Raw genomic sequence first — 23,568 nt, 5'->3', positions numbered from 1 at the left:
AATCCCACAGTGAGAAAACTGCCCATGATTTCTATTTCCCCAAACCCTGTGCGCTTTTTAGGAGTCGCCAGTATTGGCCTTGCAATTGTTGGCTGCATCATCTCCCTATTTTTATTAATCGGGTCAGGATATCTCCAGTAAAGTCACAGGACCGATCCTTGAGCACCTCAATCACAACTTTTGTCAGGCGTGGAAGCGTGAAACCGGCGTTGATCTGCTGTCGAAACGAAAAAGTAGTGCAACGAATTTAAAAGTTCGACCCGATGCAGGCACGCCTGTCATGGCGCAACTGCTTCGTACACAGCAGCAGGAAGGTGTGCATGATATCAAGGCGCTTTATCTGAAAGCGACCAATAACGTCACAAATTATATATACATGGAGAATCAGTATTTCAGGTGGGAACCTGTTGCAACCGCAATAAAAAACGCCGCGCAAAAGCAGCTGGAATGGGGCAGGAACCATGCGAAACATGGGGCTATTCACCTGTTTGTCGTAACGAACTCAAGCGACGAAGGAATGGGTGACGGCTCAATGAACACTCACAGGATGTTGCGCAGCCTGGGGCGGGAAGATGTCATGCCTACCGTTTCGAAGCTTGAGCGAAATGAAAAGCTGGATGAACAACTCAGGCTGGCACGCTCAGAAACGATAAGCGCCAGGCAATCCTTGATGTCACTGAACTATGTTGCACAACCCCTGGTAGATTCCAGGCTCTTGCAAAAGATGAAAAATGAGCGTGAAGCCAAAGTCGCAGCGGCAGAAGCCAGGCAGAAGGAACTCGAGGCGTCGATTGCGATCAAGAAAGATGCAGCCATTGTTCCGGTAGAGATCCCGGGGCTCAAGGTGCACATCTGCACATTGGTCGCTCCTGATTCACCGCCAGATAACTGGATGCCTGTTTATATTCATAGCAAGCTAGCGATAATCGATGATGTATGCACGACGTTAGGCTCCGCCAATATAAACATACGCAGCATGGAGGTCGACAGCGAGCTCAATATATGCCATGAGAGTTCTGCGTTGTCAAAACCTCTTCGCAAACACCTTTGGGATATACATACGAAGGGGATGGGTGCGCAAGACGATGCAGCGGAAGCATTTCTCAGGTGGAATGATATCATTTTGGAAAATAATCAACGTCAAGAGCAAAATAAAATTTCATCATTGGATGAGAAAAAAGCTCCATATGCTTCGCTAATAGAATTCTTTCGCGACAGCCCCGCACGTAAAAACTTGGATTAAAATGTATAAGTATATATATATTGCGTGTGTTATTTTTATTGGCTTAATTATAGCATTCGAGGAGCGCCTGATGCCGATGCAGACTGAAACGTCCGATACGTCCGAAATGTATAAAGATCTCACATTTGAATGCCGTCGTGAGGCTGATGTGCTTCCGCCATTGGATCCAGGCGCAGATTCGCTTTATAAGTACGGGCTTTTTCTAGAGCAGCAGGAGGGGCCCAAGGATTTCAATGAAATTGCAAAATACTATCGTATTGCAGCATCTCATGGTCACTACAAGGCTTCTACCAATTTGCAGGCACTCATCTCTCAGGGACTGGCTAATTCTCCCGACCCACAAAAAGAAACAATTGAACTTGTTGAAAGCGCTATGGCTCAAGGCATACCTGGCGCCTATTATGATATGGCGCATTACCTTGAATTAGGTTTTGGCGTTGAGCAGGACCGCGATAAAGCAAACGCTTATTTCCGTAAGGCGGCAGACTTGGGAAGTCCTGATGCGCAGTTCTATGTTGCAAGTCTGTTGGGTCGTGTTATAGGAACGCATAGCGTAGTGACGGAGATGCGTCGTTGCGCGGCGTTCCAAGGGCACAGGCGAGCTGCGGAAAATTTGGCGGTTTCTCTGAGCGTGAGTGCCAATTACAACGAAGCGGTGCAGGTTTATCAGCAAGGCGTAAAATCGGGAGATGCTGCATCAGCCAGAAAACTTGGAGAAGCTTTTGATGCCCCCCCAGAAGACAGTCTTTATTATATTGCATTAGAGGCCGATAAGGAGCGCTCTGTAAGATACAAGAAAATAAGTGATTTCTTAGAGGAAAATGAGCAGCTTGGAGCAAAGCTGCCCGATATAGATGATATCGTACCTCTTCCGCCTGCCCAGCTCCCTAGTTGGGATGGTTCGTTTCAATGGCAGAAAGAGCGTGCGTCGAAAACAAATCCGGTGAAGCCTAGTCAGGACTTGGTTGAGCGTCTAAGTGCAGAGAAACATCTTGATCCTGTAACTGGTCTTCCGCGGAAAACCTGAGTAATGTAACTCGGGTCGACGGTATCAGCATGGATTAAAAAGGCGGACAGAAAATGCCGGGCATTCTATTCTATATATTGATGGCTGTAATTTTGGCGATCCCGCTTTCCGGGGCCTGTTACGCTCCTTTCAAAGCGATCGTATTCTTGTGCAGCGGGAAGCGACCTTTGGATTGTATTCCTAAGTATCAATTTCTTATTTCGTTTGTTCTGTCGCTTCCTGGGGCTTATTATTCTATGGTCTTCTTTGGTGTCAGTAAGGGTAAGTATGAATCCCTTTTCTATCTGTCTGTCTATTTGTTTGTGCAAGCCTGCCTCATGCTTGTATTCACATTTAAAGCAAAGGCGTCGGTCCCGCGATAATGCACCTTTTAGCACTCGAAATTGTGCTATGCGTCAGAGCGGTCGCGCGCAAATGTCGAAGGACGCATTGACCTAAATCATGATTGCGTCCGGGCTGTCAGGTTCCTGGCTGAAGATCCCAAACGTGTGCACCTCTCAGCCACACCCCTCACTTCGGATAAAGCGGCGGCAAACTCCCAATCTCCCCAGTCGGCAACAACACCTGTTCCGCCGGCGGAATCGTTCCGATCACCCGCCACAGGTCCTCACCCTGCCAATACTGCCCACTCTCGCTGTACAACGCCCCGTTCAACCCGTCCAGCGCATCCGACAGCGGCACGAACCGCGCCGCCATCTCGGCCAGGGTTTCCGGCTGCTGCCGTGCCCAGGCATCCAGCGCCTGGCGGGTGGCCTGGGGGTCGTTGGCCTGGCATGCGCGCTTGAGGTCATCCAGCAGAGTACGGGGGCTCGGGCCATTCTGCGCAGCGCGCAGCACCGCTGGTCGCGAGCGGGCGCGCCACCACAGGGCGAAGCCCAGCACCGTGGTCAGGGCGAACAACAGGGTGGCGAGCTGCCAAGGCCAGAGCAGGTGACTGGCACCACTGCTGTCGCCAACCGGAGTGTCGGCGCTCAGTGCCGGGTTGTCCTGCACGTCCAACATACGCGCCGGCAGGCTGCTGTGCTCCAAGTGGTCTTCGCGGGTGTTCCACCAGGTCACTTCCAATGCCGGCAAGGCCAGCTTGCCGCTGTGAGTCGGCACCAGGGCCTCGCGTTCCTCGCGGTTGGCAGTCATGCCGCGCTCGCTGATCTCGTTGCGCAGCACCGGCTGGTCCGGGTAACGGCGCAGGCCGACGATTTCGGTGGCAGGCAGCTGCGGCAGTTGGGTGCTGGACAGGCCTTCGGCGCGCAGGGTGATGCTGCGCGTCAGCGAGTCGCCGATCTGTGGCTGCTGGCTGGCCGGGTCGGGGTTCCAGTGTTCTTCCAGGGTCAGGCTGCGTGCCGGCAGCCAGGGCACGTTGGCGGGCCAGTCGGCGGGGATGGGGCGCACGGCCAGGCGCAGAGGCAACGAACTGACCTGCACCTGGCGGCCTGCCCGGGTGGTGCCGGCGGGTTGCTGGCCGTTGTCGGCGGCGGTGGCGGTGAAGGTCAACGGTGGGATGTCGAGATCGCCGCTCTGCTGCGGATACACCGCGTAGCGGGTTTCGATCACCCCATGGCGCACGCCGTTGATTTCTTTCTCGTAGGTGCGCGACTCACCCAGCGGCTCGACCTTGGCGTTTTCCAGCTGCAGCGGGCTCAGGCTGCTGTCGTCGTACAGCGACACCGAGTGGTAGATGCGCAGGGTCAGCACGGCCTGGGCCTGGACGTACACCGCGTTGCTGTCCAGGGTGGCCTCGACGAACACCTGCGAGGCGATTTCCGGGCGGCTGCTGTCGGCCTGCAGCACTTGCAGGTCGATGGCTTGGCTGTGCGACTGGCCCAGTTGTAGTTCGGGGATACGCAGGCTGCCGCTGCGCCGTGGCAGCAAGGTGATGATCCAGCGGGTGCTAGCGCGGGTTTCGCCGTCGAGGGTGTGCAGGCTGTTCAGCTGGCGCGTGCCGCGCACTTCGAAGTCGCTGTCCAGGGCGCGCAGGTCGGGCTTGCCGAACTCGGTCACGTCCTGGCTTTCGAGGGTCAGCTCAAGGGTTTCGCCGGCTTCCAGGCGCGTGCGATCGACGCTGGCCTGCAGCGTGGGTAGGGCCTGGGCCGTGACGGTCCACAACAGGCTGAGTAGAAAGACGCCGAAGCGACTCATCGTGTGTTTTCCTGATGCAATTGCTGTTCATACCAGAATTTGCGCCGCAACAGCTCCGCCGGGTTGTCGGGGATCTCGCGCAGCCATTGTTCCAGGGCCTGGCGCTGTTCGGCATCGAGGCTGGTCGATACCGGGCGCTGCGGCGGCTGGGTGATGCTGTCGTCATCGCCGCCCTGGTTGCCAGGCGCCGCCTGGCTGTTGTTGCTGCCTTCACCGGGCTCTTCGGCCTTGGCCTGTTCGTCACTGCCGGGGGGGGCTTGGGTGGGGCTGCTGGCCGAGCTGCTGTTGCCTTCGGTTTCGCTGCCGGGGGTGCCTTGGGCATCGCTGTTGGCCGGTTGTTCTTCGGCCTGGGCCTTGCGTTGCTGCAGTAGCTGCTGCACCAGCGCCTGGTTGGCCAGTGCCGGCTGCAGGTCGGGCTGGCGCTCCAGCGCCTGTTCGTAGGCATCCAGGGCGGCTTCCAGCTCGCCGCTGCGGGCCAGGGCATTGCCTCGATTGTAGTGGGCTGCGGCACTGTCGCCCTGGGCAAAGGCCTCGGCGGCACCGGCATAGTCGCCGGCCTGGTACAACGCCATGCCGCGCCATTGCGGGTCTTGGAAATGCCGGGCGGCGTCTGCCGGGCGTTGCTTGCGCAGCAGCATTTGGCCCTGTTGATCGGGGCGCAGCCACAGGTCGTTGAATTCGAAGGCCTGGCTCGGTTGCGGCAGGGCCAGCAGCAGCGGCAGGCAGAACAGCCAGCCGCGGCGCCCGGCACAGGCGGCCAGCAGCAACAATGGCAGCAACAGCCAGTAGCCCTGGTCAGCCCAGCTGTCCAGTTGCAGCGTCTGGCCGGCATCGTGCAGGTGGCGCGGGTTGTCGAACAGGCCAAGGCCGCGCAGGTCGAGGTCGTCGATGCGGGCATGGCGGTAGCGCCCACCAGTGCCACTGATGAAGGCCTTGAGGCTGGCGCTGTCGAGCCGCGGCAGGAGGATGCCACCCTGGTCATCCTTGAGATATTCGCCATTGGCCTGGCGCACGGGCGCGCCGTCGCCGGTGCCGATGCCGAGCATCAGCAGGCTCGGGCCCTGGCGGCCGAGGGCCTGGGTGATGCCTTGGCGCTCCGGCGCGCTCAGCGCCGAGCCCACCAGCAGCAGGCGACCCTGGCCGAGGCCGCTCTGGGCCAGCAGGGCCAGGCCTTTCTGCACGGCCAGGTCGGCGCGCTGGCCGGGTTTGGGCATGATCGACGGGTCGATGGCTTCCAGCAGGTTACGCGTGGTGCCAAGGTCATCCGACAGCGGCACCAGGGTGTGGGCACTGCCGGCATAGACGACCAGCGCGGTCTGGCTGTCATTGCGGTGTTCGAGCAGGTCGAGGATCTTGCGCCGGGCCTGTTCCAGGCGGTTGGGCGCAACGTCTTCGGCAAGCATCTGCGGGGTCAGTTCGAGCAGGATCACCAGCGGGTCGGCCGGGCGCTGGCGGGTTTCTTCCAGGCGCTGCCAGCTTGGCCCGAGCAGGGCCAGTACCACCAGCAGCCAGGCCAGGCCCAGGGCCACCCAAGGCAGCTTGCTGTTGCTGCCAGTGCCGCCGCCGAGCAGCACCGGGTGGAACGCTGGCGGCAGGATCATCTGCCAGCGCCCGGCGCGCTTGCGCCGGTGCCACAGCTTGAACAGCAGCCAGCCGAGCAGGGGCACGACCAGCAGCCAGACCGGGCGCAGCCATTGTGGCCAGAGATCGATCATCGGCGTTTCCTCAGGCGCAGGCGTTTCAGGCGCTGGCGCCATTCCGGATGGGGCTGCAGGAAACGCGGTTTGCGCAGCACCTTGTGCAGCAGGTTGTCGGGCCATTGCACCGCCACCACCAGCAACACGCTGAGCAGCAGGGCCAAGGCCAGCGGCCAGGCATACAGGGCTTTGGCCGTGCGCGCCTGGGTCGGTTGCTGGGCCACCGGCTCCAGCTGGTCGAGGGTGTCGCCGATGGCGTTCAGTTCGGCGCCGTCATGGGCGCGGAAGTAGGCGCCGTGGGTGATGTCGGCAATTTCCTTGAGCGACGCTTCGTCGAGGTCCAGGCTCGGGTTCAGGCCGAGCAGGCCGGGCGTGCCGCTGGCCTCAGGGTTGGCGCCGATGCCGATGGTGTAGATGCGCACGCCTTCCTGGGCGGCCAGGCGGGCGGCGGTCAGCGGGTGGATCTGCCCGCCGTTGTTGGCGCCATCGGTGACCAGCACCAATACCCGGCTTTGTGCCGGGCGCTGGCGCAGGCGCTTGACCGCCAGGCCGATGGCGTCACCGATGGCGGTGTTCTTGCCGGCGATGCCGATCTGCGCTTCGTCGAGGAAGGTCCGCACGGTGCGCCGGTCGAAGGTCAGCGGGGCTTGCAGGTAGGCCTGGCTGCCGAACAGGATCAGGCCGACACGGTCGCCTTCGCGGTCCTGCAGGAAGTCGCCGAGCAATGCCTTGACCAGGTCGAGGCGGCTGATGTCTTCGTCTTTCCACTGCATGTCGGGGAAGTCCATCGAGCCCGACACATCCACCGCCACCAGCAGGTCGCGGCCACTGGCGGCCACCGGCACCGGTTCACCGAGCCATTGCGGGCGCGCAGCGGCCAGCAGCAGCAACAGCCAGATCAGTACATATGGCGCCTGCTGGCGCAGGGTCGGCAGGTTCAGGCGTGCACGGCGCCCGGCCAGCCCTTCCAGCTCGTCGAGGAAGCCGACCTTGAGCACCGGCTCGCCACTGTCGGCGGCGGGCAGCAGCAGGCGCGCCAGCCACGGCAGCGGCAGCAGCACGAAGATCCACGGCCAGGCCAGTTCAAACATGTTTGCGAATCCAGGTTTCGACCGCCTGGCTGAGCCCGACGATGGCCTTGTCGTCGAGTTTGCACTCGGGCTTGTAGGCGCCTTCGACCAGCACCATCCAGCGGGTCAGGCCGGCGGCCGGGCAGCGGTTGTCGAGAAAGGCCAGCCACTGGCGGCCGTTCAAGGTATGGCTGTTGGCACCGGGGTAGTGGTTGCGGCACAGGCGCTTGAGCAGGGCGTTGATCTGCTGCAGCCAGGCGCCGGCCGGGGCGCCGTCATAGGGGCGCGGCAGGCGGGCGAGTTCGGCCAGGGCTTCCAGGCGCACCGGGTCGAGCGGCAGCTCGGCGCGCACCACCGGGCGCTTGCCCGGGCGCCAGCGGCGCAACCGCCACAGGCCCCAGACCAGCAGCGGCAGCAATGCGAGCAGCAGCCACCAGCCCGGTGCCGGCGGCCACATGCCGATTGCCGGCGGTGCAATCAGTGGTTGCAACTGGTCCAGCGGGTTCATTGGCCGCTCCCGGGGCGCTGGGCGTTCAGATACTCGCGCAGTTGCTCGATCATCTCGCTCTGGGTGCTGAGCGGCATCAACAGTACGCGCAGCTTCTGCGCCATCAGCTCCCAGCGCTCGATGCGCGCTTCGGCCTGTTGACGGTAGGCCTGGCGCAGGTTGGCGTCCAGGGTGTCGAGCTCCAGCTGCGAGCCGCGTTGGGCGAAGCGCAGCAGGCCGGCGGCGGGCAGGGCGTGGTCGAGCGGGTCGGACACCGGCATCAGCAACAGGTCGCAATGGCGCGAGAGCATGGCCAGGTGTTGCTCGGCCTGGGCGCTGAGCGAGCGTTCGTCGCAGATGATGATGGCCAGGCTGCCGGGGCGCAGCACTTCACGGGCGCGGCGCAGAGCCAGGCCGAGGCTGTCGGTCTGTGGCGCGGCTTCGGTGTGCAGGGCCTGGTTGACCTTGGCCAGGCGGTTGAGCAGCTGCAGCAGGCTCTGCTTGCTGCGCCGTGGCTTGATCTCGTGGTGCTCGTTGTCGCCGAACACCAGCCCGCCGATGCGGTCGTTGTGGCCCAGCGCGGCCCAGCCGAACAGCGCGGCGGCCTCGGCTGCGAGCACCGACTTGAACATCAGCCCCGAGCCGAAGAACAGGCGCTGGCTCTGTTCGACGAGGATGAAGATCGGCCGTTCGCGTTCCTCGTGGAACAGCTTGGTGTGTGGCTCCTGGGTGCGTGCGGTGACGCGCCAGTCGATGTTGCGCACATCGTCACCGGCCTGGTACACGCGCACCTGGTCGAAGTCCACGCCGCGCCCGCGCAGCTTGGAGTGGTGCAGGCCGACCAGCGGGCTGCGCTGGCCAGGACGTGAAAACAGCTGGATCTCGCGCACGCGGTGGCGCATGTCGATCAGTTCGGCGAGGCCAATGCGGATGCCGGGTTCGGCCTGCGGCGCGGTGGGCATGGGTCAGGCGACGGCCACGACGTCGAGGATGCGCTGGACCACGCGGTCCTGGTCGATCCCCGCCGCTTCGGCTTCGAACGACAGGATGATGCGGTGGCGCAGCACATCGAACAGCACCGCCTGGATGTCTTCGGGGCTGACGAAGTCGCGCCCGGCCAGCCAGGCATGAGCACGCGCGCAGCGGTCGAGGGCGATCGAACCACGCGGGCTGGCGCCGTAGGCGATCCAGTCGGCCAGCTCGGCGTCGAACTTGGCCGGAGTGCGGGTGGCCATGACCAGTTGCACCAGGTATTCCTCCACGGCGTCGGCCATGTACAGGCCGAGGATTTCCTTGCGCGCGGCAAAGATCGCCTGCTGGCTGACGCGGCGCTCAGGCTTCACCTCGCCGCCCAGCGCTTCGCCCCGAGCCTGGGCCAGGATGCGGCGCTCTACGGCGGCATCGGGGAAGCCGATTTTCACGTGCATCAGGAAACGGTCGAGCTGGGCTTCGGGCAGCGGGTAGGTGCCTTCCTGCTCGATCGGGTTCTGCGTGGCCATGACCAGGAACAGCGGCGACAGGTCGTAGGTGCTGCGGCCCACGCTGACCTGGCGCTCGGCCATGGCTTCGAGCAGCGCCGACTGCACCTTGGCCGGAGCGCGGTTGATTTCGTCGGCCAGCACCAGGTTATGGAAGATCGGCCCCTGCTGGAACACGAAGCTGCCGGTTTCCGGGCGATAGATCTCGGTGCCGGTGATGTCGGCCGGGAGCAGGTCGGGAGTGAACTGGATGCGATGGAACTGCGCCTCGATGCCTTCGGCCAGCTCTTTGATGGCCTTGGTCTTGGCCAGGCCCGGCGCACCCTCGACCAGCATGTGGCCGTCGGCCAGCAACACGATCAAAAGGCGCTCGACCAGTTTCTCCTGGCCTAGGATCTGGGAGGAAAGAAAGGTGCGTAGCGCGATCAGCGCTTCACGGTGTTCCATCGGCGACGGTTCCTGGGTTTGCGCCAGGGGGCGGGCAGCCTGGCAGGGGGGATACTTTAATCTATCCGCGGTGCCGCGTCGAAATCTGCACGCAGGCGTTGTGGGGTTCGCTGATGTTGCCCATGGACAGTTTGTCGCTTCCTGTTGCCTCCAAGCTGAACAGGAATACGACGATGGGCAAGCAATGCAGCTGTGTGCGAGTGGGTATCTTCTTTGACGGTACGGGCAACAACCAGGGCAATGTCTCCCAGCCTCTCAGCAACATCGCCCTGTTGCATGGGCTTTACCCGCAAGGGGAGGTGGGTGGCCAGGCATTCATCAAACTGTATGTGGAAGGGGTTGGTACGACCACGGGAGAGGCCGATTCGCTGTATGCGCAGGGAACTGGCAGGGGCGCAACCGGTGTGCAGGCGCGTGTGAACCAGGCTTTGGTCAGGGTTGGCGAGCAGTTGCGCCTGCTAGCAGTACCCGAGCGGGTCGAGTTCGACCTGTTCGGCTTTAGCCGCGGCGCGGCGACGGCCAGGCAGTTGGCCAACCAGCTTGGTAGCGATGAAGGGCTGCCGGCCGAACTGCAGCGTGCGCGGGTGATCAACTTCATTGGCCTGTTCGACACGGTCGCGGCCATCGTCGAGCCCCTGCGTGGTCAATTCGACCCCGCCGACGCGCGCCTGGGCGGCCTATGCCTTGGGTTGCCAGAGGGCATTGCCCGGCAGGTGGTGCAACTGGTGGCCAGGGATGAGCAACGGCACAACTTTGCCTTGGTGCTCAGTGGCAACGACATCATCGTGCCTGGCGTGCATTCCAACATCGGTGGCGGTTATGCGCAATCGATGCTCGAGCAGGTGTTGCTGAACAAGCCCTTTTCGAGCCGGGTGACGCAGGCAACGCAAGCCGAACGAACCAACGCCTATGCCCAGGCCCACGCCTTGCTCACCGAGCTTGGCGACCCCGTGGCGCGTGTGCTTACTTGGGAAGAGCCGGTGAGCGGAGCTCGGGCGCAGCGGGATGAGGCGCAGAAAGACGTTTATGCGGCGGTTTACCGGGAACGAGAAGTGTACGGCCACCTGTCGCGGGTTTACCTGAGCATCATGCGTGAACTGGGCCTGCGTCACGGCGTGCCTTTTTTGCCCTTGGGTGATGTCGAGGCTCACCGGGTGCCGGATGAGCTGCGGGGGATCAGTCGCTCGCTGCACGACTATGTGCTGAACGGCGGGGCAGGGCTGACTGCGGAGGAAGAGGCATTGTTGCAAAAGAGGTATGTACATGCCTCAGCGCACTGGAACGCGTTGAAGGGATTGCGTTGCAGCGGGCTGGATGTGCTGTTTGTCGACCGGCCGGCGCAGGGGGGCAGGGTGGTGCATGAGAATCCTGTTGGCTGAAGGGGCCTGCCTGACAGTACCTGCCTCATCGCCAGCGAGGTGATGAGGCAGTAACAGGCTTCAGTTCTTCGCGCTTGAGTGCTTGCGCCCCTGGTCGCACAGGGCGAACACCACCACCAGCACCCCGGCAATCGCCAGGATCAGCGCCACGCCATCGGTGGAATGGGTTGCCGATCCGGCCACCAGGGCCAGGCCGCCCAGCGGCGCCAGGCCGCCGGCTACCGCAGTGCCGATCTCACGGCCGGTGCCAAAGCCCGACGAGCGTGTCTGGGTCGGGAACTGGCGGCTGAGAAACGACCCCTGCGGGGCGAACATCATCGGCGCGAGGATGCCGGTGCCGATCGCGATGGCGATGTAGATCTGTGTGGGCTCACCGGTGCTCAACAGCTGCAGGAACGGGTAGGCGAACAGAGCCGACAGGACTCCGCCGAGCATCAGCACGGTCTTGCTGCTCCAGCGGTCGCACAGCCAGCCGAAGAACGGCACGGCAAAGATCGCCACCAGGCTGGCGATGGTCACCGACAGCGAGGTGACATGCGCTTCCACGCCTTTGAACTGGGTCAGGTAGGCTAGCGAGAAGGTCTTGAAGATGTAGCTCAGGGCGTTGTAGCCGATGGCCACGAAGAACACCACGGCCAGGCCCTTGAGGTCGTTCCTGAACAGCAGCTTCAGCGGCGACACCTGTGGCTTGCTGCTGTCGGCCTTGTCGAGTTCCTTGAAGTCCGGCGTCTCGGGGATGCTCTTGCGCACCCACAGGCCGACCGCCACCAGGGCGATGCTGGCAATGAACGGGATGCGCCAGCCGCCGGCCAGGAGGAATTCGTTGCCATTCATGGTCAGCAGGTACACGGTCAGCGACGACAGCAGCAGGCCCAGGTTCAGCCCCAGCGCCGGCCAGGCGCCCTGGCTGCCGCGCTTGCCTTCGCTGGCATGTTCGTAGGAGGTCACCGCCGCGCCGGACAGCTCGGCCCCCGCGCCCAGGCCCTGGATGATGCGGATCACCACCAGCAGGATCGGTGCCCAGATGCCGATGCTGGCATAGCTTGGAATCAGCCCGATCAGCGCCGTGCACACGCCCATCATGCAGAAGGTGATTACCAGTACGTGCTTGCGCCCGAAGCGGTCGCCCAGGTAACCGAACAGGACGCCGCCGAAGGGACGGGCGATGAAGCCGATGGCGAAGGTGGAGAAGGCCAGCAGCGAGGCTACTGCCGGGTTGCTGGCATCGAAGAAGATCTTCGAGAACACGATCGCTGCCATGGTCGCGTAGAGGTAGAAGTCGTACCACTCCAGCATCGAGCCGAAGATGGTCGCCGCCGCCACCTTGCGCAGGCGCTTGCGTTGCTGTTGCGGGGTCTCGTGCGCGGCCGGGGCCGCCTCATGTACCGACATGGGGGTTCCTTATTGTCTTTGTAGTTGTGGGTGACGCAGATTTCAGCGGGCCTTGAGGATCTTCTCGGCGATCATCTGGCCGATGGGGATGGCCGAGGTGGCAGCCGGCGAAGGGGCATTGCAGACATGCACCATGCGCGGGGTCTCGGCGAACAGGAAGTCATGCACCAGGGTGCCGTCGCGCATCACCGCCTGGGCGCGAATGCCCGCTTCGTAAGGCAGCAGGTCTGCGACCTCCAGCGATGGGCAGTACTTGCGGCACTGTTGCAGGTAACCGCGCTTGAACAGCGAGTTCTTCATCTCGGTGGTGCCGGAGCCGAGGTTGTTCCAAATGGTTTTCCAGAACCCCGCGAAGCGGGCGTACTCGGCCACGTCGCGCCAGTTGACCGAAAGCTTGCGATAGTTCTCGCGGCCGAAGCCGAGCACGGCATTCGGGCCGACGGTAACGCTGCCGTCGATCATGCGCGTAAGGTGCACGCCGAGAAATGGCAGCTCCGGGTCGGGTATCGGGTAGATCAGGTGGTTGACGATCTGGTTCTTGCTGGCCGGCAGGCGGTAGTACTCACCGCGGAAAGGGATGATCTGGTGGTCGATCTTCACCCCGGCCAGGCGCGCCAGGCGGTCGGACTGCAGGCCGGCGCAGGCCACCAGCTGGCGGGCGCGCCAGGTGTGGCTGTCGGTGTCGACGGCGACATGGTCGGCGTGCTCCTGGATGGCGCGCACGCGGGTGGACAGGTGCACCTCGCCGCCTGCCTGGCGGATCACTTTGGCCATGGCGTTGCATACCTGGGTGTAGTCGACGATACCGGTGGCATCGAGGAACAGCGCGCCCTTGCCGACGATGTTCGGTTCACGTTCAGCCAGCGCAGCGGCGTCCAGGCGCTCGACCTTCAGGCCGTTCTGCTGCGAGCGCTCGTACAGGGCCTGCATGCGTTGCACTTCCAGGTCGTTGGAGGCCACCAGCAGTTTGCCGCAGACCTCGAAGGCGATGCCGTGCTCGATGCAGAAGTCTTTGGTCGCCTGGGCGCCGCGCTTGCACAGGTCGGCCTTGAGGCTGCCCGGTGCGTAGTAGATGCCTGCATGGATCACGCCACTGTTGTGGCCGGTCTGGTGGCGGCCGAGGCTGGCTTCCTTCTCCAGGATCAGCAGAGATGCGCCCGGGCGCTGCTCGAGCAGGGCCATCGCAGTAGCGAGGCCGACGATGCCGCCGCCGATGATGCAGTAGTCGTAAGTCATGCAGGGGTACCTTGATGTTCTTGTCGGTGGATCTGCTTATCAGGTTGTCAGACTAAGTAGTGCGTAAAAAGGCCCGCGTCAGGCCGCGTCGGTTTCTCCAGGGTCAGTCGAGGGCGGGGAGGTCGATCTTCAGGCGCTTGGCCGAGGCGCGCAGGTGCGCTTCGGCGCAGGCCGCAGCCGCCTGGCGGTCGCCATCGGCGATGGCCTGGTAAAGCATCTGGTGTTCACGATTGGCATCGGCCGAACCACCCACCGAGTGGGCTGCGGAGTTTTCCCAGGCGGTGCGCCGGGCACTGGCCAGCTGGCCACCGAGGAAGTCGTGGAAGGCCACGAAGTAATCGTTCTTGCTGGCTTCGGCAATCGCCCGGTGGAAGGCCACGTCGGCGGCCGAGGCGGTGGCGAAGTCACTGCGCTTGTCGAGCATTTCCTGCAGGGCCTTGGCCATGTGGGCCAGGTCGTGCTCGTCGCGGCGGCGGGCGGCGATCGCGGCGGCCTGGGTTTCGATCCACAGGCGCATTTCGAACATCTGCACCAGGTCCGGCTTGCGGCCATTGCTGCCGGGGAAGCGGAACACGGTACCGGCAGGTGTTTGCGAGATGTAGGAACCGAGCCCGCGACGGGCGATCAGCACGCCGTCGGCCTTGAGCTGCGCCACGGCTTCACGCACCACCGAGCGGCTGACGTTCAGCTGTTCGGCCAGTTGCTGTTCGGTGGGCAGGCGCGATTCGGCGGCCAGACGGCCGGAGTCGATCTCGGCGCGAATGGCGCTGACGACACGGTCTACCAGGGTGTCGGGGCGCTGGAGCTCTAGCATGGAAACGGTTGCCTAGTTATCAGGTTGTCAGACAATGCCTGTCGTGGGGCGGCGCTGTCAATGTATTCATTGGGTTATGGGGTGAGGTCTGGCCCTTTCGCGGGACAAGCCCGCTCCTACAGGTGCAACACAGGTTTTGGATTGTGGGATACCTGTAGGAGCGGGCTTGCCCCGCGAAAGGGCCGGCACAGGAAAATCAGAGCTCGCTGACGAAGGTGCCAGTGCCGTCAAGGATATTACGTAAGGTCAGCGCCACTTCCTCAAGGTCGGACCCTGCCGAAGTCAGCACGATCTCCAGTGCCTCATCCCCTTTCAGCGCATCCCGATCCCCAGTCGCCACCTCGATCAGCAAACGCTGTGCACTCAAGGTCACCTTCAGCCCATCCAGGGTCGACGGCTCGTCATCCAGGGTCAGGTCGACGGTGTCTTCATCCGGATAACGGGTCAGCAGAAACATCTGCCCCTTGTCGCTGTGGCAGCACAAGGTCGCCATGTTGTCTTCCTCGTCATCGCAAGGGGTGGCGAACAGCAGGGCGGTCTTGATTTGCATGGCAACGGCTCGGGTTTCTGGAAATGAGAGGGAATTCTGACAGCCTTGCACACATCCATAAACGTAAAGTTGCCAGCCCTTGACCGAAATTGTCGCAGCCTCGCAAGCGGCAATGACCGCTCAGTCGTTAAGCTTCGGCGAGCCCTGAACGTGCCTGCCATGTTCAACGTCTGGTTTTACCGTCCGGCTTGCCATGGGTTGGCTATTGTTGATCCGTACATGGCGGACGTGCGCGACGCTTCAACTAATACAAAGCCCAAGCGGAGTACCATAGATGGCGTTCTTCACCGCAGCCAGCAAAGCCGACTTCCAGCATCAACTGCAAGCGGCCCTGGCGCAGCACATCAGCGAACAGTCCCTGCCACAAGTGGCGCTATTCGCCGAGCAGTTCTTCGGCATCATCTCTCTGGACGAACTCACCCAGCGCCGGCTTTCGGACCTGGCCGGCTGCACCCTGTCAGCGTGGCGCATCATCGAGCGCTTCGACCCCGAGTACCCGCAAGTGCGGGTGTACAACCCCGATTACGAACGCAATGGCTGGCAATCTACCCACACTGTGGTCGAAGTGCTGCACCACGACCTGCCGTTCCTGGTCGACTCGGTACGCACCGAGCTGAACCGCCGTGGCTACAGTATCCACACCCTGCAGACCACGGTGCTGAGCGTGCGCCGGGGCGTCAAGGGCGAACTGCTCGAGCTGCTGCCCAAGGGTACCCAGGGCGAGGGCGTGCGCCACGAGTCGCTGATGTACCTGGAGATCGACCGCTGCGCCAATGCCGCCGAGCTGACCGTGCTGGCCCGCGAGATCGAGCAGGTGCTGGCCGAAGTGCGCGTGGCGGTGGCTGATTTCGAGCCGATGAAAGCCAAGCTGCGCGAAGTCGTCGCTGAAGTGGAGAACACCGCCTACGGCCCGGCCCAGCATGAAAAGGGCGAGGTCAAGGCCTTCCTCGAATGGCTGCTGGACAACCACTTCACCTTCCTCGGCTATGAAGAATTCACCGTCCAGGCCGACAGCGACGGTGGCCAGATGGTCTACGACGAACAGTCGTTCCTTGGTCTGCCGCGCCGCCTGCGGGTGGGCCTGACGGCGGAAGAACTGCGCATCGAAGACTACGCCGTGGCCTACCTCAACGAGCCGCTGCTGCTGTCGTTCGCCAAGGCCGCACTGCCCAGCCGCGTGCATCGCCCGGCCTACCCGGACTATGTGTCGATCCGCCAGCTGGATGCCGATGGCAAGGTCATCAAGGAACACCGCTTCATGGGCCTGTACACCTCGTCGGTGTACGGCGAGAGCGTGCATGCCATCCCTTACATCCGCGTGAAGGTCGCCGAAGTCGAGCGCCGTTCCGGCTTCGATTCGAAAGCGCACCTGGGCAAGGAACTGGCCCAGGTGCTCGAAGTGCTGCCGCGCGATGACCTGTTCCAGACCCCGATCGACGAGCTGTTCAACACTGTGATGTCGATCGTGCAGATCCAGGAACGCAACAAGATTCGCGTGTTCCTGCGCAAGGACCCGTACGGGCGCTTCTGCTACGGCCTGGCCTACGTGCCGCGCGAGATCTACTCCACCGAAGTGCGGCAGAAGATCCAGCAGGTGCTGATGGAGCGTCTGAAGGCCAGCGACTGCGAATTCTGGACCTTCTTCTCCGAATCGGTGCTGGCACGTGTGCAACTGATCCTTCGGGTCGACCCGAAGAACCGCATCGACATCGACCCGCAGCAGCTGGAAAACGAAGTGATCCAGGCCTGCCGCTCGTGGCAAGACGACTACTCGGCGCTGGTCATCGAGAACTTCGGCGAAGCCCAGGGCACCAACATCCTCGGCGACTTCCCCAAGGGCTTCCCGGCGGGCTACCGCGAGCGCTTCCCGGCGCATTCGGCGGTGGTCGACCTGCAGCACGTGGTGGCGTTGTCCGAGAGCAAGCCGCTGGCGATGAGTTTCTACCAGCCCCTGACCCGCCTGGGCGAGCGCCTGCTGCACTGCAAGCTGTACCACGCCGACACCCCGCTGGCGCTGTCGGATGTGCTGCCGATCCTGGAAAACCTCGGCCTGCGCGTGCTCGGCGAGTTCCCTTACCGTCTGCGCCACGCCAGCGGGCGTGAGTTCTGGATCCACGACTTCGCCTTCACCTACAGCGAAGGCCTGGACCTGGACATCCAGCAGCTCAACGACACCCTGCAGGATGCCTTCATCCACATCGTCAAGGGCGACGCCGAGAACGATGCCTTCAACCGCCTGGTGCTCACTGCCGGCCTGCCATGGCGTGACGTGGCGCTGCTGCGTGCCTATGCCCGCTACCTGAAGCAGATCCGCCTGGGCTTCGACCTTGGCTACATCGCCAGCACCCTGAACAACCACACCGACATCGCCCGCGAGCTGACCCGGCTGTTCAAGACCCGCTTCTACCTGGCGCGCAAGCTCACCAATGAAGACCTGGATGACAAGCAGCAGCGCCTGGAGCAGGCGATCCTCACGGCCCTGGACGAGGTCCAGGTGCTTAACGAGGACCGCATCCTGCGGCGCTACCTGGACCTGATCAAGGCCACCCTGCGCACCAACTTCTACCAGCCGGATGCCAACGGTCAGAACAAGTCGTACTTCAGCTTCAAGTTCAACCCCAAGCTGATCCCCGAGCTGCCCAAGCCGGTGCCGAAGTTCGAGATCTTCGTCTATTCGCCTCGAGTCGAGGGCGTGCATCTGCGCTTCGGCAACGTCGCCCGCGGCGGCCTGCGCTGGTCGGACCGCGAGGAAGACTTCCGCACCGAGGTGCTGGGCCTGGTCAAAGCCCAACAGGTGAAGAACTCGGTCATCGTGCCTGTTGGCGCCAAGGGCGGCTTCCTGCCGCGTCGGCTGCCGTTGGGCGGCACCCGCGACGAGATCGCCGCCGAGGGTGTGGCTTGCTATCGCATCTTCATTTCCGGCCTGCTCGACATCACCGACAACCTCAAGGACGGTGGCGTGGTGCCGCCGGCCAACGTGGTCCGTCACGATGACGACGACCCGTACCTGGTGGTGGCGGCCGACAAGGGCACCGCGACCTTCTCCGACATCGCCAACGGCATTGCCATCGACTACGGCTTCTGGCTCGGCGATGCGTTCGCCTCGGGTGGCTCGGCCGGTTACGACCACAAGAAGATGGGCATCACCGCCCGTGGCGCCTGGGTTGGCGTGCAGCGCCACTTCCGCGAGCGCGGCATCAACGTGCAGCAGGACCCGATCACCGTGATCGGCGTCGGCGACATGGCCGGCGACGTGTTCGGCAACGGCCTGCTGATGTCCGACAAACTGCAACTGGTGGCGGCGTTCAACCACCTGCACATCTTCATCGACCCGAACCCCGACCCGGCCACCAGTTTCGTCGAGCGCCAGCGCCTGTTCGACCTGCCGCGGTCGGCCTGGAGCGACTACGACACCAGCATCATGTCCGAAGGCGGCGGGATCTTCCCGCGCAGTGCCAAGAGCATCGCCATCAGCCCGCAGATGAAAGAGCGCTTTGCCATCGAGGCCGATCGCCTGACCCCGACCGAGCTGCTGCACGCGCTGCTCAAGGCCCCGGTCGATCTGCTGTGGAACGGCGGTATCGGCACCTACGTCAAGGCCAGCAGCGAAAGCCACGCCGATGTCGGCGACAAGGCCAACGATGCGCTACGGGTCAACGGCAACGAGCTGCGCTGCAAGGTAGTGGGCGAGGGCGGCAACCTCGGCATGACCCAGCTCGGCCGTGTCGAGTTCGGCCTGCACGGCGGCGCCACCAACACCGACTTCATCGACAACGCCGGTGGCGTGGACTGCTCCGACCACGAGGTCAATATCAAGATCCTGCTCAACGAAGTGGTGCAGGGTGGCGACATGACCGAGAAGCAGCGCAACCAGCTGCTCGGCAGCATGACCGACGAAGTCGCCGGCCTGGTGCTGGGCAACAACTACAAGCAGACCCAGGCGCTGTCGCTGGCCGCCCGCCGCGCCCGCGAGCGGATCGCCGAGTACAAGCGCCTGATGGCCGACCTCGAAGGCCGTGGCAAGCTGGACCGGGCCATCGAGTTCCTGCCGTCCGAGGAACAGCTGGCCGAGCGCCTGGCCGCTGGCCAGGGCTTGACCCGTGCCGAGCTGTCGGTGTTGATCTCGTACAGCAAGATCGACCTCAAGGAGCAGCTGCTCAAGTCGCTGGTGCCAGACGACGACTACCTGACCCGCGACATGGAAACTGCCTTCCCGCCGTCGCTGGTCAGCAAGTTCGCCGATGCCATGCGCCGTCACCGCCTGAAGCGCGAGATCGTCAGCACCCAGATCGCCAACGACCTGGTCAACAATATGGGCATCACCTTCGTTCAGCGCCTGAAGGAGTCGACCGGCATGAGCCCGGCCAACGTGGCCGGCGCCTATGTGATCGTGCGCGACATCTTCCACCTGCCGCACTGGTTCCGCCAGATCGAGGCGCTGGACTATCAGGTGCCAGCGGAAATCCAGCTGACGCTGATGGACGAGCTGATGCGCCTGGGCCGCCGCGCCACGCGCTGGTTCCTGCGTAGCCGACGCAACGAGCAGGATGCCGGGCGTGACAGCGCGCACTTCGGGCCGAAGATCGCCCAGCTGGGGCTCAAGCTCGACGAGCTGCTGGAAGGCCCGACCCGCGAGCGCTGGATGGTGCGTTACCAGGGCTTCGTCGATGCCGGCGTACCAGAGTTACTGGCGCGCATGGTTGCCGGTACCACTCACCTGTACACCCTGTTGCCGATCATCGAGGCCTCGGACGTCACCGGCCATGACCCGGCGCAGGTGGCCAAGGCGTTCTTCGCCGTGGGCAGCGCGCTGGACCTGACCTGGTACCTGCAGGAAATCAGCAACCTGCCGGTGGAAAACAACTGGCAGGCCCTGGCCCGCGAGGCGTTCCGCGACGACATCGACCTGCAGCAGCGGGCAATCACCATCTCGGTGCTGCAGATGGTCGATGCTCCGGAAGACATGGACGCCCGTGTGGCGCTGTGGGCCGAGCAGCACCGGGTGATGGTCGAGCGCTGGCGCGCCATGCTCGACGACCTGCGCAATGCCACCGGTACCGACTATGCGATGTACGCGGTGGCCAACCGCGAGTTGGTTGATTTGGCGCTGAGTGGGCAGGCGGCGGTGGTGCCGTCCTGATCTGCGCGCTGAAATGAAAAAGCCCCGGCAGCGATGTCGGGGCTTTTTTTGTGCTCCTGTGCCGGCCCTTTCGCGGGCTTACTTGAACCTGCGCTCCACGCCTTTCTCCACCAGGATCTTCGCCGAAATCTCTTCCACCGAGAAATGCGTGGAGTTGATGTTTGGAATGTTCTCCCGGCGGAACAGGTTCTCCACCTCGCGCACCTCGAACTCGCACTGGGCAAAGCTCGAATAGCGGCTGTTGGGCTTGCGCTCATGGCGGATGGCGGTCAGACGGTCAGGGTCGATGGTCAGGCCGAACAGCTTGCTGTGGTGCTTTTTCAGCACCGCCGGCAACTGCAGGCGTTCCATGTCGTCCTCGGTCAGCGGGTAGTTGGCGGCGCGGATACCGAATTGCATGGCCATGTACAGGCAGGTCGGGGTCTTGCCGCAGCGCGACACGCCGACCAGGATCAGGTCGGCCTTGTCGTAGTAGTGGGTGCGCGCGCCGTCATCGTTGTCCAGGGCGAAGTTCACCGCCTCGATGCGTTCCATGTAGTTGGAGTTGCCGCCAATCGAGTGCGATTTGCCCACGGAATACGACGAATGGGCAGTCAGTTCCTGCTCAAGCGGGGATAAAAACGAAGAAAAGATGTCGATCATGAAGCCGTTCGACGTCGCCAGGATCTCACGGATATCCTGATTGACGATGGTGTCGAAGATGATCGGCCGCATGCCATCGCGCTCTGCGGCAGCGTTGATCTGTTGCACCATGGTCCGCGCTTTTTCCGGGCTGTCGATGTACGGACGGGTGAATTTACTGAACGGAATGCTTTCGAATTGAGCGAGCAGGCTCTGGCCCAGGGTTTCGGCGGTGATGCCGGTGCCATCGGAGATGAAGAACGCGGTTCGTTTCATTTGCGATCTGGGCCTTAAGCTGATGACGATTCTTGGATATGATAAGTTCGGTTTGCCGAACGTGGCTGTCAGCATTCTGCCATATTTTGCGAACCTATTTTCCAGGTACAGGCCACAAGTGTCCGGCCCAGTCAACGAAGGCAGGCGGGCGCCCTTGAGTTTTTCCAATACAGTTAGTGGAGAGATCACCTTGGTAGAGTACGTAGTTTCCCTCGATAAGCTCGGCGTCCACGATGTGGAGCATGTGGGGGGCAAGAACGCATCCCTGGGCGAGATGATCAGTAACCTCGCTGGTGCCGGTGTGTCGGTGCCGGGCGGCTTTGCCACTACGGCTCAGGCGTACCGTGACTTTCTCGAACAGAGTGGCCTGAACAACCAGATTCATGCGGCCCTCGACGCCCTCGACGTGGATGACGTCAACGCCCTGGCCAAGACCGGCGCACAGATCCGTCAGTGGGTAATGGAGGCCGAGTTCCCGGCCCGCCTGGATGCGGAAATCCGCACCGCCTTCGCCGAAATGTCCAAGGGCAACGACAACATGGCCGTGGCCGTGCGTTCCTCGGCCACTGCCGAAGACCTGCCGGATGCCTCGTTCGCCGGCCAGCAGGAAACCTTCCTCAACATCCGTGGCGTCGACAACGTGATCCGCGCGGCCAAGGAAGTGTTCGCCTCGCTGTTCAACGACCGCGCCATCGCCTACCGCGTGCACCAGGGCTTCGACCACAAGCTGGTGGCCCTGTCCGCTGGCGTGCAGCGCATGGTCCGCTCGGAAACCGGCACCGCTGGCGTGATGTTCACACTCGACACCGAGTCGGGCTTCCGTGACGTGGTGTTCATCACCGGCGCCTACGGCCTGGGTGAAACCGTGGTGCAGGGTGCGGTCAACCCTGACGAATTCTACGTGCACAAACAAACCCTGGAAGCTGGCCGCCCGGCTATCCTGCGCCGTAACCTGGGCAGCAAGGCGATCAAGATGGTCTATGGCGACGAAGCCAAGGCCGGCCGTTCGGTCAAGACCGTGGAGGTTGACCGTGCCGATCGCGCCCGCTTCTGCCTGAGCGACGACGAAGTCAACGAGCTGGCCAAGCAGGCGATGATCATCGAGCAGCACTACCAGCGCCCGATGGACATCGAATGGGCCAAGGACGGTGACGACGGCAAGCTGTACATCGTCCAGGCCCGCCCTGAGACCGTGAAGAGCCGCGCCAGCGCCAACGTCATGGAACGTTACCTGCTGAAAGAGAAGGGCACCGTGCTGGTCGAAGGCCGCGCCATTGGCCAGCGCATCGGCGCCGGCAAGGTCCGCGTGATCAATGACGTGTCCGAGATGGACAAGGTGCAGCCGGGCGACGTACTGGTCTCCGACATGACCGACCCGGACTGGGAACCGGTGATGAAGCGCGCCAGCGCCATCGTCACCAACCGTGGCGGGCGTACCTGCCACGCGGCGATCATCGCCCGTGAGCTGGGCATCCCGGCCGTGGTCGGCTGCGGCAACGCCACCCAGGTGCTGAAAGACGGCCAGGGCGTCACCGTATCCTGCGCCGAAGGCGATACCGGCTTCATCTTCGAAGGTGAGCTGGGCTTCGACGTCAAGCAGAACTCGGTGGACGCCATGCCGGAACTGCCGTTCAAGATCATGATGAACGTCGGCAACCCGGACCGCGCCTTCGACTTCGCCCAGCTGCCTAACGCAGGTGTGGGCCTGGCGCGTCTGGAATTCATCATCAACCGCATGATCGGCGTGCACCCCAAGGCGCTGCTGAACTACGCCGGCCTGCCAGCCGACCTGAAAGAAAGCGTCGACAAGCGTATCGCCGGCTACAACGACCCGGTCGGTTTCTATGTCGAGAAGCTGGTCGAGGGCATCAGCACCCTGGCGGCGGCCTTCTACCCGAAAAAGGTCATCGTGCGTCTGTCGGACTTCAAGTCCAACGAGTACGCCAACCTGATCGGCGGCAAACTGTACGAGCCGGAAGAAGAAAACCCGATGCTGGGCTTCCGCGGTGCCTCGCGCTACATCAGCGAGTCGTTCCGTGACTGCTTCGAGCTCGAGTGCCGTGCGCTGAAGCGCGTGCGCAACGAGATGGGCCTGACCAACGTCGAGATCATGGTGCCGTTCGTGCGCACCCTGGGCGAAGCCAGCCAGGTCGTCGACCTGCTCGCGGAAAACGGCCTGGCCCGCGGCGACAATGGCCTGCGCGTGATCATGATGTGCGAGCTGCCGTCCAACGCGATCCTCGCCGAAGAGTTCCTCGAGTACTTCGACGGCTTCTCGATCGGTTCCAACGACCTGACCCAGCTGACCCTGGGCCTGGACCGCGACTCGGGCATCATCGCCCACCTGTTCGACGAGCGTAACCCGGCCGTGAAGAAGCTGCTGGCCAACGCCATCCAGGCGTGCAACAAGGCCGGCAAGTACATCGGTATCTGCGGCCAAGGCCCATCGGACCACCCGGACCTGGCCAAGTGGCTGATGGAGCAGGGCATCGAAAGCGTGTCGCTGAACCCGGACTCGGTCCTGGAGACCTGGTTCTTCCTGGCCGAAGGGCAGGGCGCGGCCTGATGCGGTAAA

At 62.9% G+C, this 23,568-nt stretch carries 16 protein-coding genes; 5 read left to right on the top strand and 11 right to left on the bottom strand.

From position 1 onward, the window contains the following. Positions 1 to 280: 280 nt before the first annotated feature. Positions 281 to 1,243, top strand: coding sequence for a phospholipase D-like domain-containing protein (locus tag ACOKS3_RS20320; RefSeq protein ID WP_146048991.1), 963 nt, complete (start codon positions 281 to 283; stop codon positions 1,241 to 1,243). 1 nt (position 1,244) lies between these two features. After that, positions 1,245 to 2,270, top strand: a complete 1,026-nt coding sequence (locus ACOKS3_RS20315) for an SEL1-like repeat protein (RefSeq protein WP_422764121.1) — start codon at positions 1,245 to 1,247, stop codon at positions 2,268 to 2,270. Between the two features lie 510 nt (positions 2,271 to 2,780). On the opposite strand, the gene ACOKS3_RS20310 is transcribed toward ACOKS3_RS20315, so the two are convergent. From ACOKS3_RS20310 to ACOKS3_RS20285, 6 genes are read right to left on the bottom strand one after another with little or no spacing between them, the layout of a single operon-like run. After that, positions 2,781 to 4,406, bottom strand: coding sequence for a BatD family protein (locus tag ACOKS3_RS20310; protein WP_103449762.1), 1,626 nt, complete (start codon positions 4,404 to 4,406; stop codon positions 2,781 to 2,783). Beyond that, the gene (locus ACOKS3_RS20305; protein ID WP_422764122.1) at positions 4,403 to 6,121 is read right to left on the bottom strand and encodes a tetratricopeptide repeat protein; all 1,719 of its coding nucleotides are present in this window, start codon (positions 6,119 to 6,121) and stop codon (positions 4,403 to 4,405) included. Before ACOKS3_RS20305 ends, ACOKS3_RS20310 begins: the two co-directional genes overlap by 4 nt. Further along, complete coding sequence (locus ACOKS3_RS20300; RefSeq protein WP_079227103.1) at positions 6,118 to 7,194, bottom strand: vWA domain-containing protein; 1,077 nt, start codon at positions 7,192 to 7,194, stop codon at positions 6,118 to 6,120. The genes ACOKS3_RS20305 and ACOKS3_RS20300 overlap by 4 nt, the downstream gene beginning before the upstream one ends. Next, positions 7,187 to 7,681 carry a DUF4381 domain-containing protein gene (locus ACOKS3_RS20295; RefSeq protein ID WP_103449764.1) on the bottom strand — a complete coding sequence of 165 codons (495 nt, stop codon included), beginning with the start codon at positions 7,679 to 7,681 and terminating at the stop codon, positions 7,187 to 7,189. Before ACOKS3_RS20295 ends, ACOKS3_RS20300 begins: the two co-directional genes overlap by 8 nt. Next, positions 7,678 to 8,622, bottom strand: coding sequence for a DUF58 domain-containing protein (locus ACOKS3_RS20290; protein ID WP_103449765.1), 945 nt, complete (start codon positions 8,620 to 8,622; stop codon positions 7,678 to 7,680). Before ACOKS3_RS20290 ends, ACOKS3_RS20295 begins: the two co-directional genes overlap by 4 nt. A gap of 3 nt (positions 8,623 to 8,625) precedes the next feature. Then, positions 8,626 to 9,585: an AAA family ATPase gene (locus ACOKS3_RS20285; RefSeq protein WP_027919334.1), complete on the bottom strand. Its 960-nt coding sequence runs from the start codon at positions 9,583 to 9,585 to the stop codon at positions 8,626 to 8,628. 173 nt (positions 9,586 to 9,758) lie between these two features. Between ACOKS3_RS20285 and ACOKS3_RS20280 the strand changes: the two genes are divergently transcribed. After that, the gene (locus ACOKS3_RS20280; RefSeq protein ID WP_422764123.1) at positions 9,759 to 10,964 is read left to right on the top strand and encodes a phospholipase effector Tle1 domain-containing protein; all 1,206 of its coding nucleotides are present in this window, start codon (positions 9,759 to 9,761) and stop codon (positions 10,962 to 10,964) included. Between the two features lie 60 nt (positions 10,965 to 11,024). Here the strand turns inward: ACOKS3_RS20280 and ACOKS3_RS20275 are convergent, their stop codons facing one another. The 4 genes from ACOKS3_RS20275 to ACOKS3_RS20260 all read right to left on the bottom strand — a co-directional run bounded on the left by ACOKS3_RS20275 (position 11,025) and on the right by ACOKS3_RS20260 (position 14,956). Further along, the gene (locus ACOKS3_RS20275) at positions 11,025 to 12,356 is read right to left on the bottom strand and encodes an MFS transporter (RefSeq protein ID WP_422764124.1); all 1,332 of its coding nucleotides are present in this window, start codon (positions 12,354 to 12,356) and stop codon (positions 11,025 to 11,027) included. A 42-nt stretch (positions 12,357 to 12,398) separates the two neighbouring features. Continuing rightward, the gene (gene lhgO, locus ACOKS3_RS20270) at positions 12,399 to 13,592 is read right to left on the bottom strand and encodes an L-2-hydroxyglutarate oxidase (protein ID WP_103449768.1); all 1,194 of its coding nucleotides are present in this window, start codon (positions 13,590 to 13,592) and stop codon (positions 12,399 to 12,401) included. Positions 13,593 to 13,695: 103 nt separating this feature from the next. After that, positions 13,696 to 14,406 (bottom strand): FadR/GntR family transcriptional regulator, encoded by a 711-nt coding sequence (locus ACOKS3_RS20265; RefSeq protein ID WP_103449769.1) that lies wholly within the window; start codon positions 14,404 to 14,406, stop codon positions 13,696 to 13,698. 196 nt (positions 14,407 to 14,602) lie between these two features. Continuing rightward, the gene (locus ACOKS3_RS20260) at positions 14,603 to 14,956 is read right to left on the bottom strand and encodes a hypothetical protein (RefSeq protein ID WP_103449770.1); all 354 of its coding nucleotides are present in this window, start codon (positions 14,954 to 14,956) and stop codon (positions 14,603 to 14,605) included. Between the two features lie 274 nt (positions 14,957 to 15,230). Here ACOKS3_RS20260 and ACOKS3_RS20255 point away from each other — a divergent pair, with 274 nt between their 5' ends. Next, positions 15,231 to 20,096: an NAD-glutamate dehydrogenase gene (locus ACOKS3_RS20255; protein ID WP_103449771.1), complete on the top strand. Its 4,866-nt coding sequence runs from the start codon at positions 15,231 to 15,233 to the stop codon at positions 20,094 to 20,096. 78 nt (positions 20,097 to 20,174) lie between these two features. On the opposite strand, the gene ppsR is transcribed toward ACOKS3_RS20255, so the two are convergent. Beyond that, on the bottom strand, positions 20,175 to 20,993 hold the full coding sequence (ppsR, locus tag ACOKS3_RS20250; protein ID WP_103449905.1) for a posphoenolpyruvate synthetase regulatory kinase/phosphorylase PpsR: 819 nt from the start codon (positions 20,991 to 20,993) through the stop codon (positions 20,175 to 20,177). A 190-nt stretch (positions 20,994 to 21,183) separates the two neighbouring features. Here ppsR and ppsA point away from each other — a divergent pair, with 190 nt between their 5' ends. Then, a complete protein-coding gene (ppsA, locus tag ACOKS3_RS20245) occupies positions 21,184 to 23,559 on the top strand; it encodes a phosphoenolpyruvate synthase (protein ID WP_103449772.1) in 2,376 nt (791 codons plus the stop codon). Positions 23,560 to 23,568: the final 9 nt, after the last annotated feature.

It is taken from the genome of Pseudomonas sp. HS6-2, assembly GCF_049325675.2.
In the GTDB taxonomy this organism is placed as follows: domain Bacteria; phylum Pseudomonadota; class Gammaproteobacteria; order Pseudomonadales; family Pseudomonadaceae; genus Aquipseudomonas; species Aquipseudomonas putida_N.
This window is presented reverse-complemented; position numbering and strand designations above follow the sequence as displayed.

Bases quoted from the DNA above. Each gene is read 5' to 3' on its own strand.
- ACOKS3_RS20280 (WP_422764123.1), top strand. From the start codon at position 9,759: ATGGGCAAGCAATGCAGCTGTGTGCGAGTGGGTATCTTCTTTGACGGT.
- ppsR (WP_103449905.1), bottom strand. From the start codon at position 20,993: ATGAAACGAACCGCGTTCTTCATCTCCGATGGCACCGGCATCACCGCC.
- ACOKS3_RS20305 (WP_422764122.1), bottom strand. From the start codon at position 6,121: ATGATCGATCTCTGGCCACAATGGCTGCGCCCGGTCTGGCTGCTGGTC.
- ACOKS3_RS20295 (WP_103449764.1), bottom strand. From the start codon at position 7,681: ATGAACCCGCTGGACCAGTTGCAACCACTGATTGCACCGCCGGCAATC.
- ACOKS3_RS20275 (WP_422764124.1), bottom strand. From the start codon at position 12,356: ATGTCGGTACATGAGGCGGCCCCGGCCGCGCACGAGACCCCGCAACAG.
- lhgO (WP_103449768.1), bottom strand. From the start codon at position 13,592: ATGACTTACGACTACTGCATCATCGGCGGCGGCATCGTCGGCCTCGCT.
- ACOKS3_RS20315 (WP_422764121.1), top strand. From the start codon at position 1,245: ATGTATAAGTATATATATATTGCGTGTGTTATTTTTATTGGCTTAATT.
- ACOKS3_RS20310 (WP_103449762.1), bottom strand. From the start codon at position 4,406: ATGAGTCGCTTCGGCGTCTTTCTACTCAGCCTGTTGTGGACCGTCACG.
- ACOKS3_RS20320 (WP_146048991.1), top strand. From the start codon at position 281: ATGGCGCAACTGCTTCGTACACAGCAGCAGGAAGGTGTGCATGATATC.
- ACOKS3_RS20265 (WP_103449769.1), bottom strand. From the start codon at position 14,406: ATGCTAGAGCTCCAGCGCCCCGACACCCTGGTAGACCGTGTCGTCAGC.
- ACOKS3_RS20290 (WP_103449765.1), bottom strand. From the start codon at position 8,622: ATGCCCACCGCGCCGCAGGCCGAACCCGGCATCCGCATTGGCCTCGCC.
- ACOKS3_RS20285 (WP_027919334.1), bottom strand. From the start codon at position 9,585: ATGGAACACCGTGAAGCGCTGATCGCGCTACGCACCTTTCTTTCCTCC.
- ACOKS3_RS20255 (WP_103449771.1), top strand. From the start codon at position 15,231: ATGGCGTTCTTCACCGCAGCCAGCAAAGCCGACTTCCAGCATCAACTG.
- ACOKS3_RS20260 (WP_103449770.1), bottom strand. From the start codon at position 14,956: ATGCAAATCAAGACCGCCCTGCTGTTCGCCACCCCTTGCGATGACGAG.
- ACOKS3_RS20300 (WP_079227103.1), bottom strand. From the start codon at position 7,194: ATGTTTGAACTGGCCTGGCCGTGGATCTTCGTGCTGCTGCCGCTGCCG.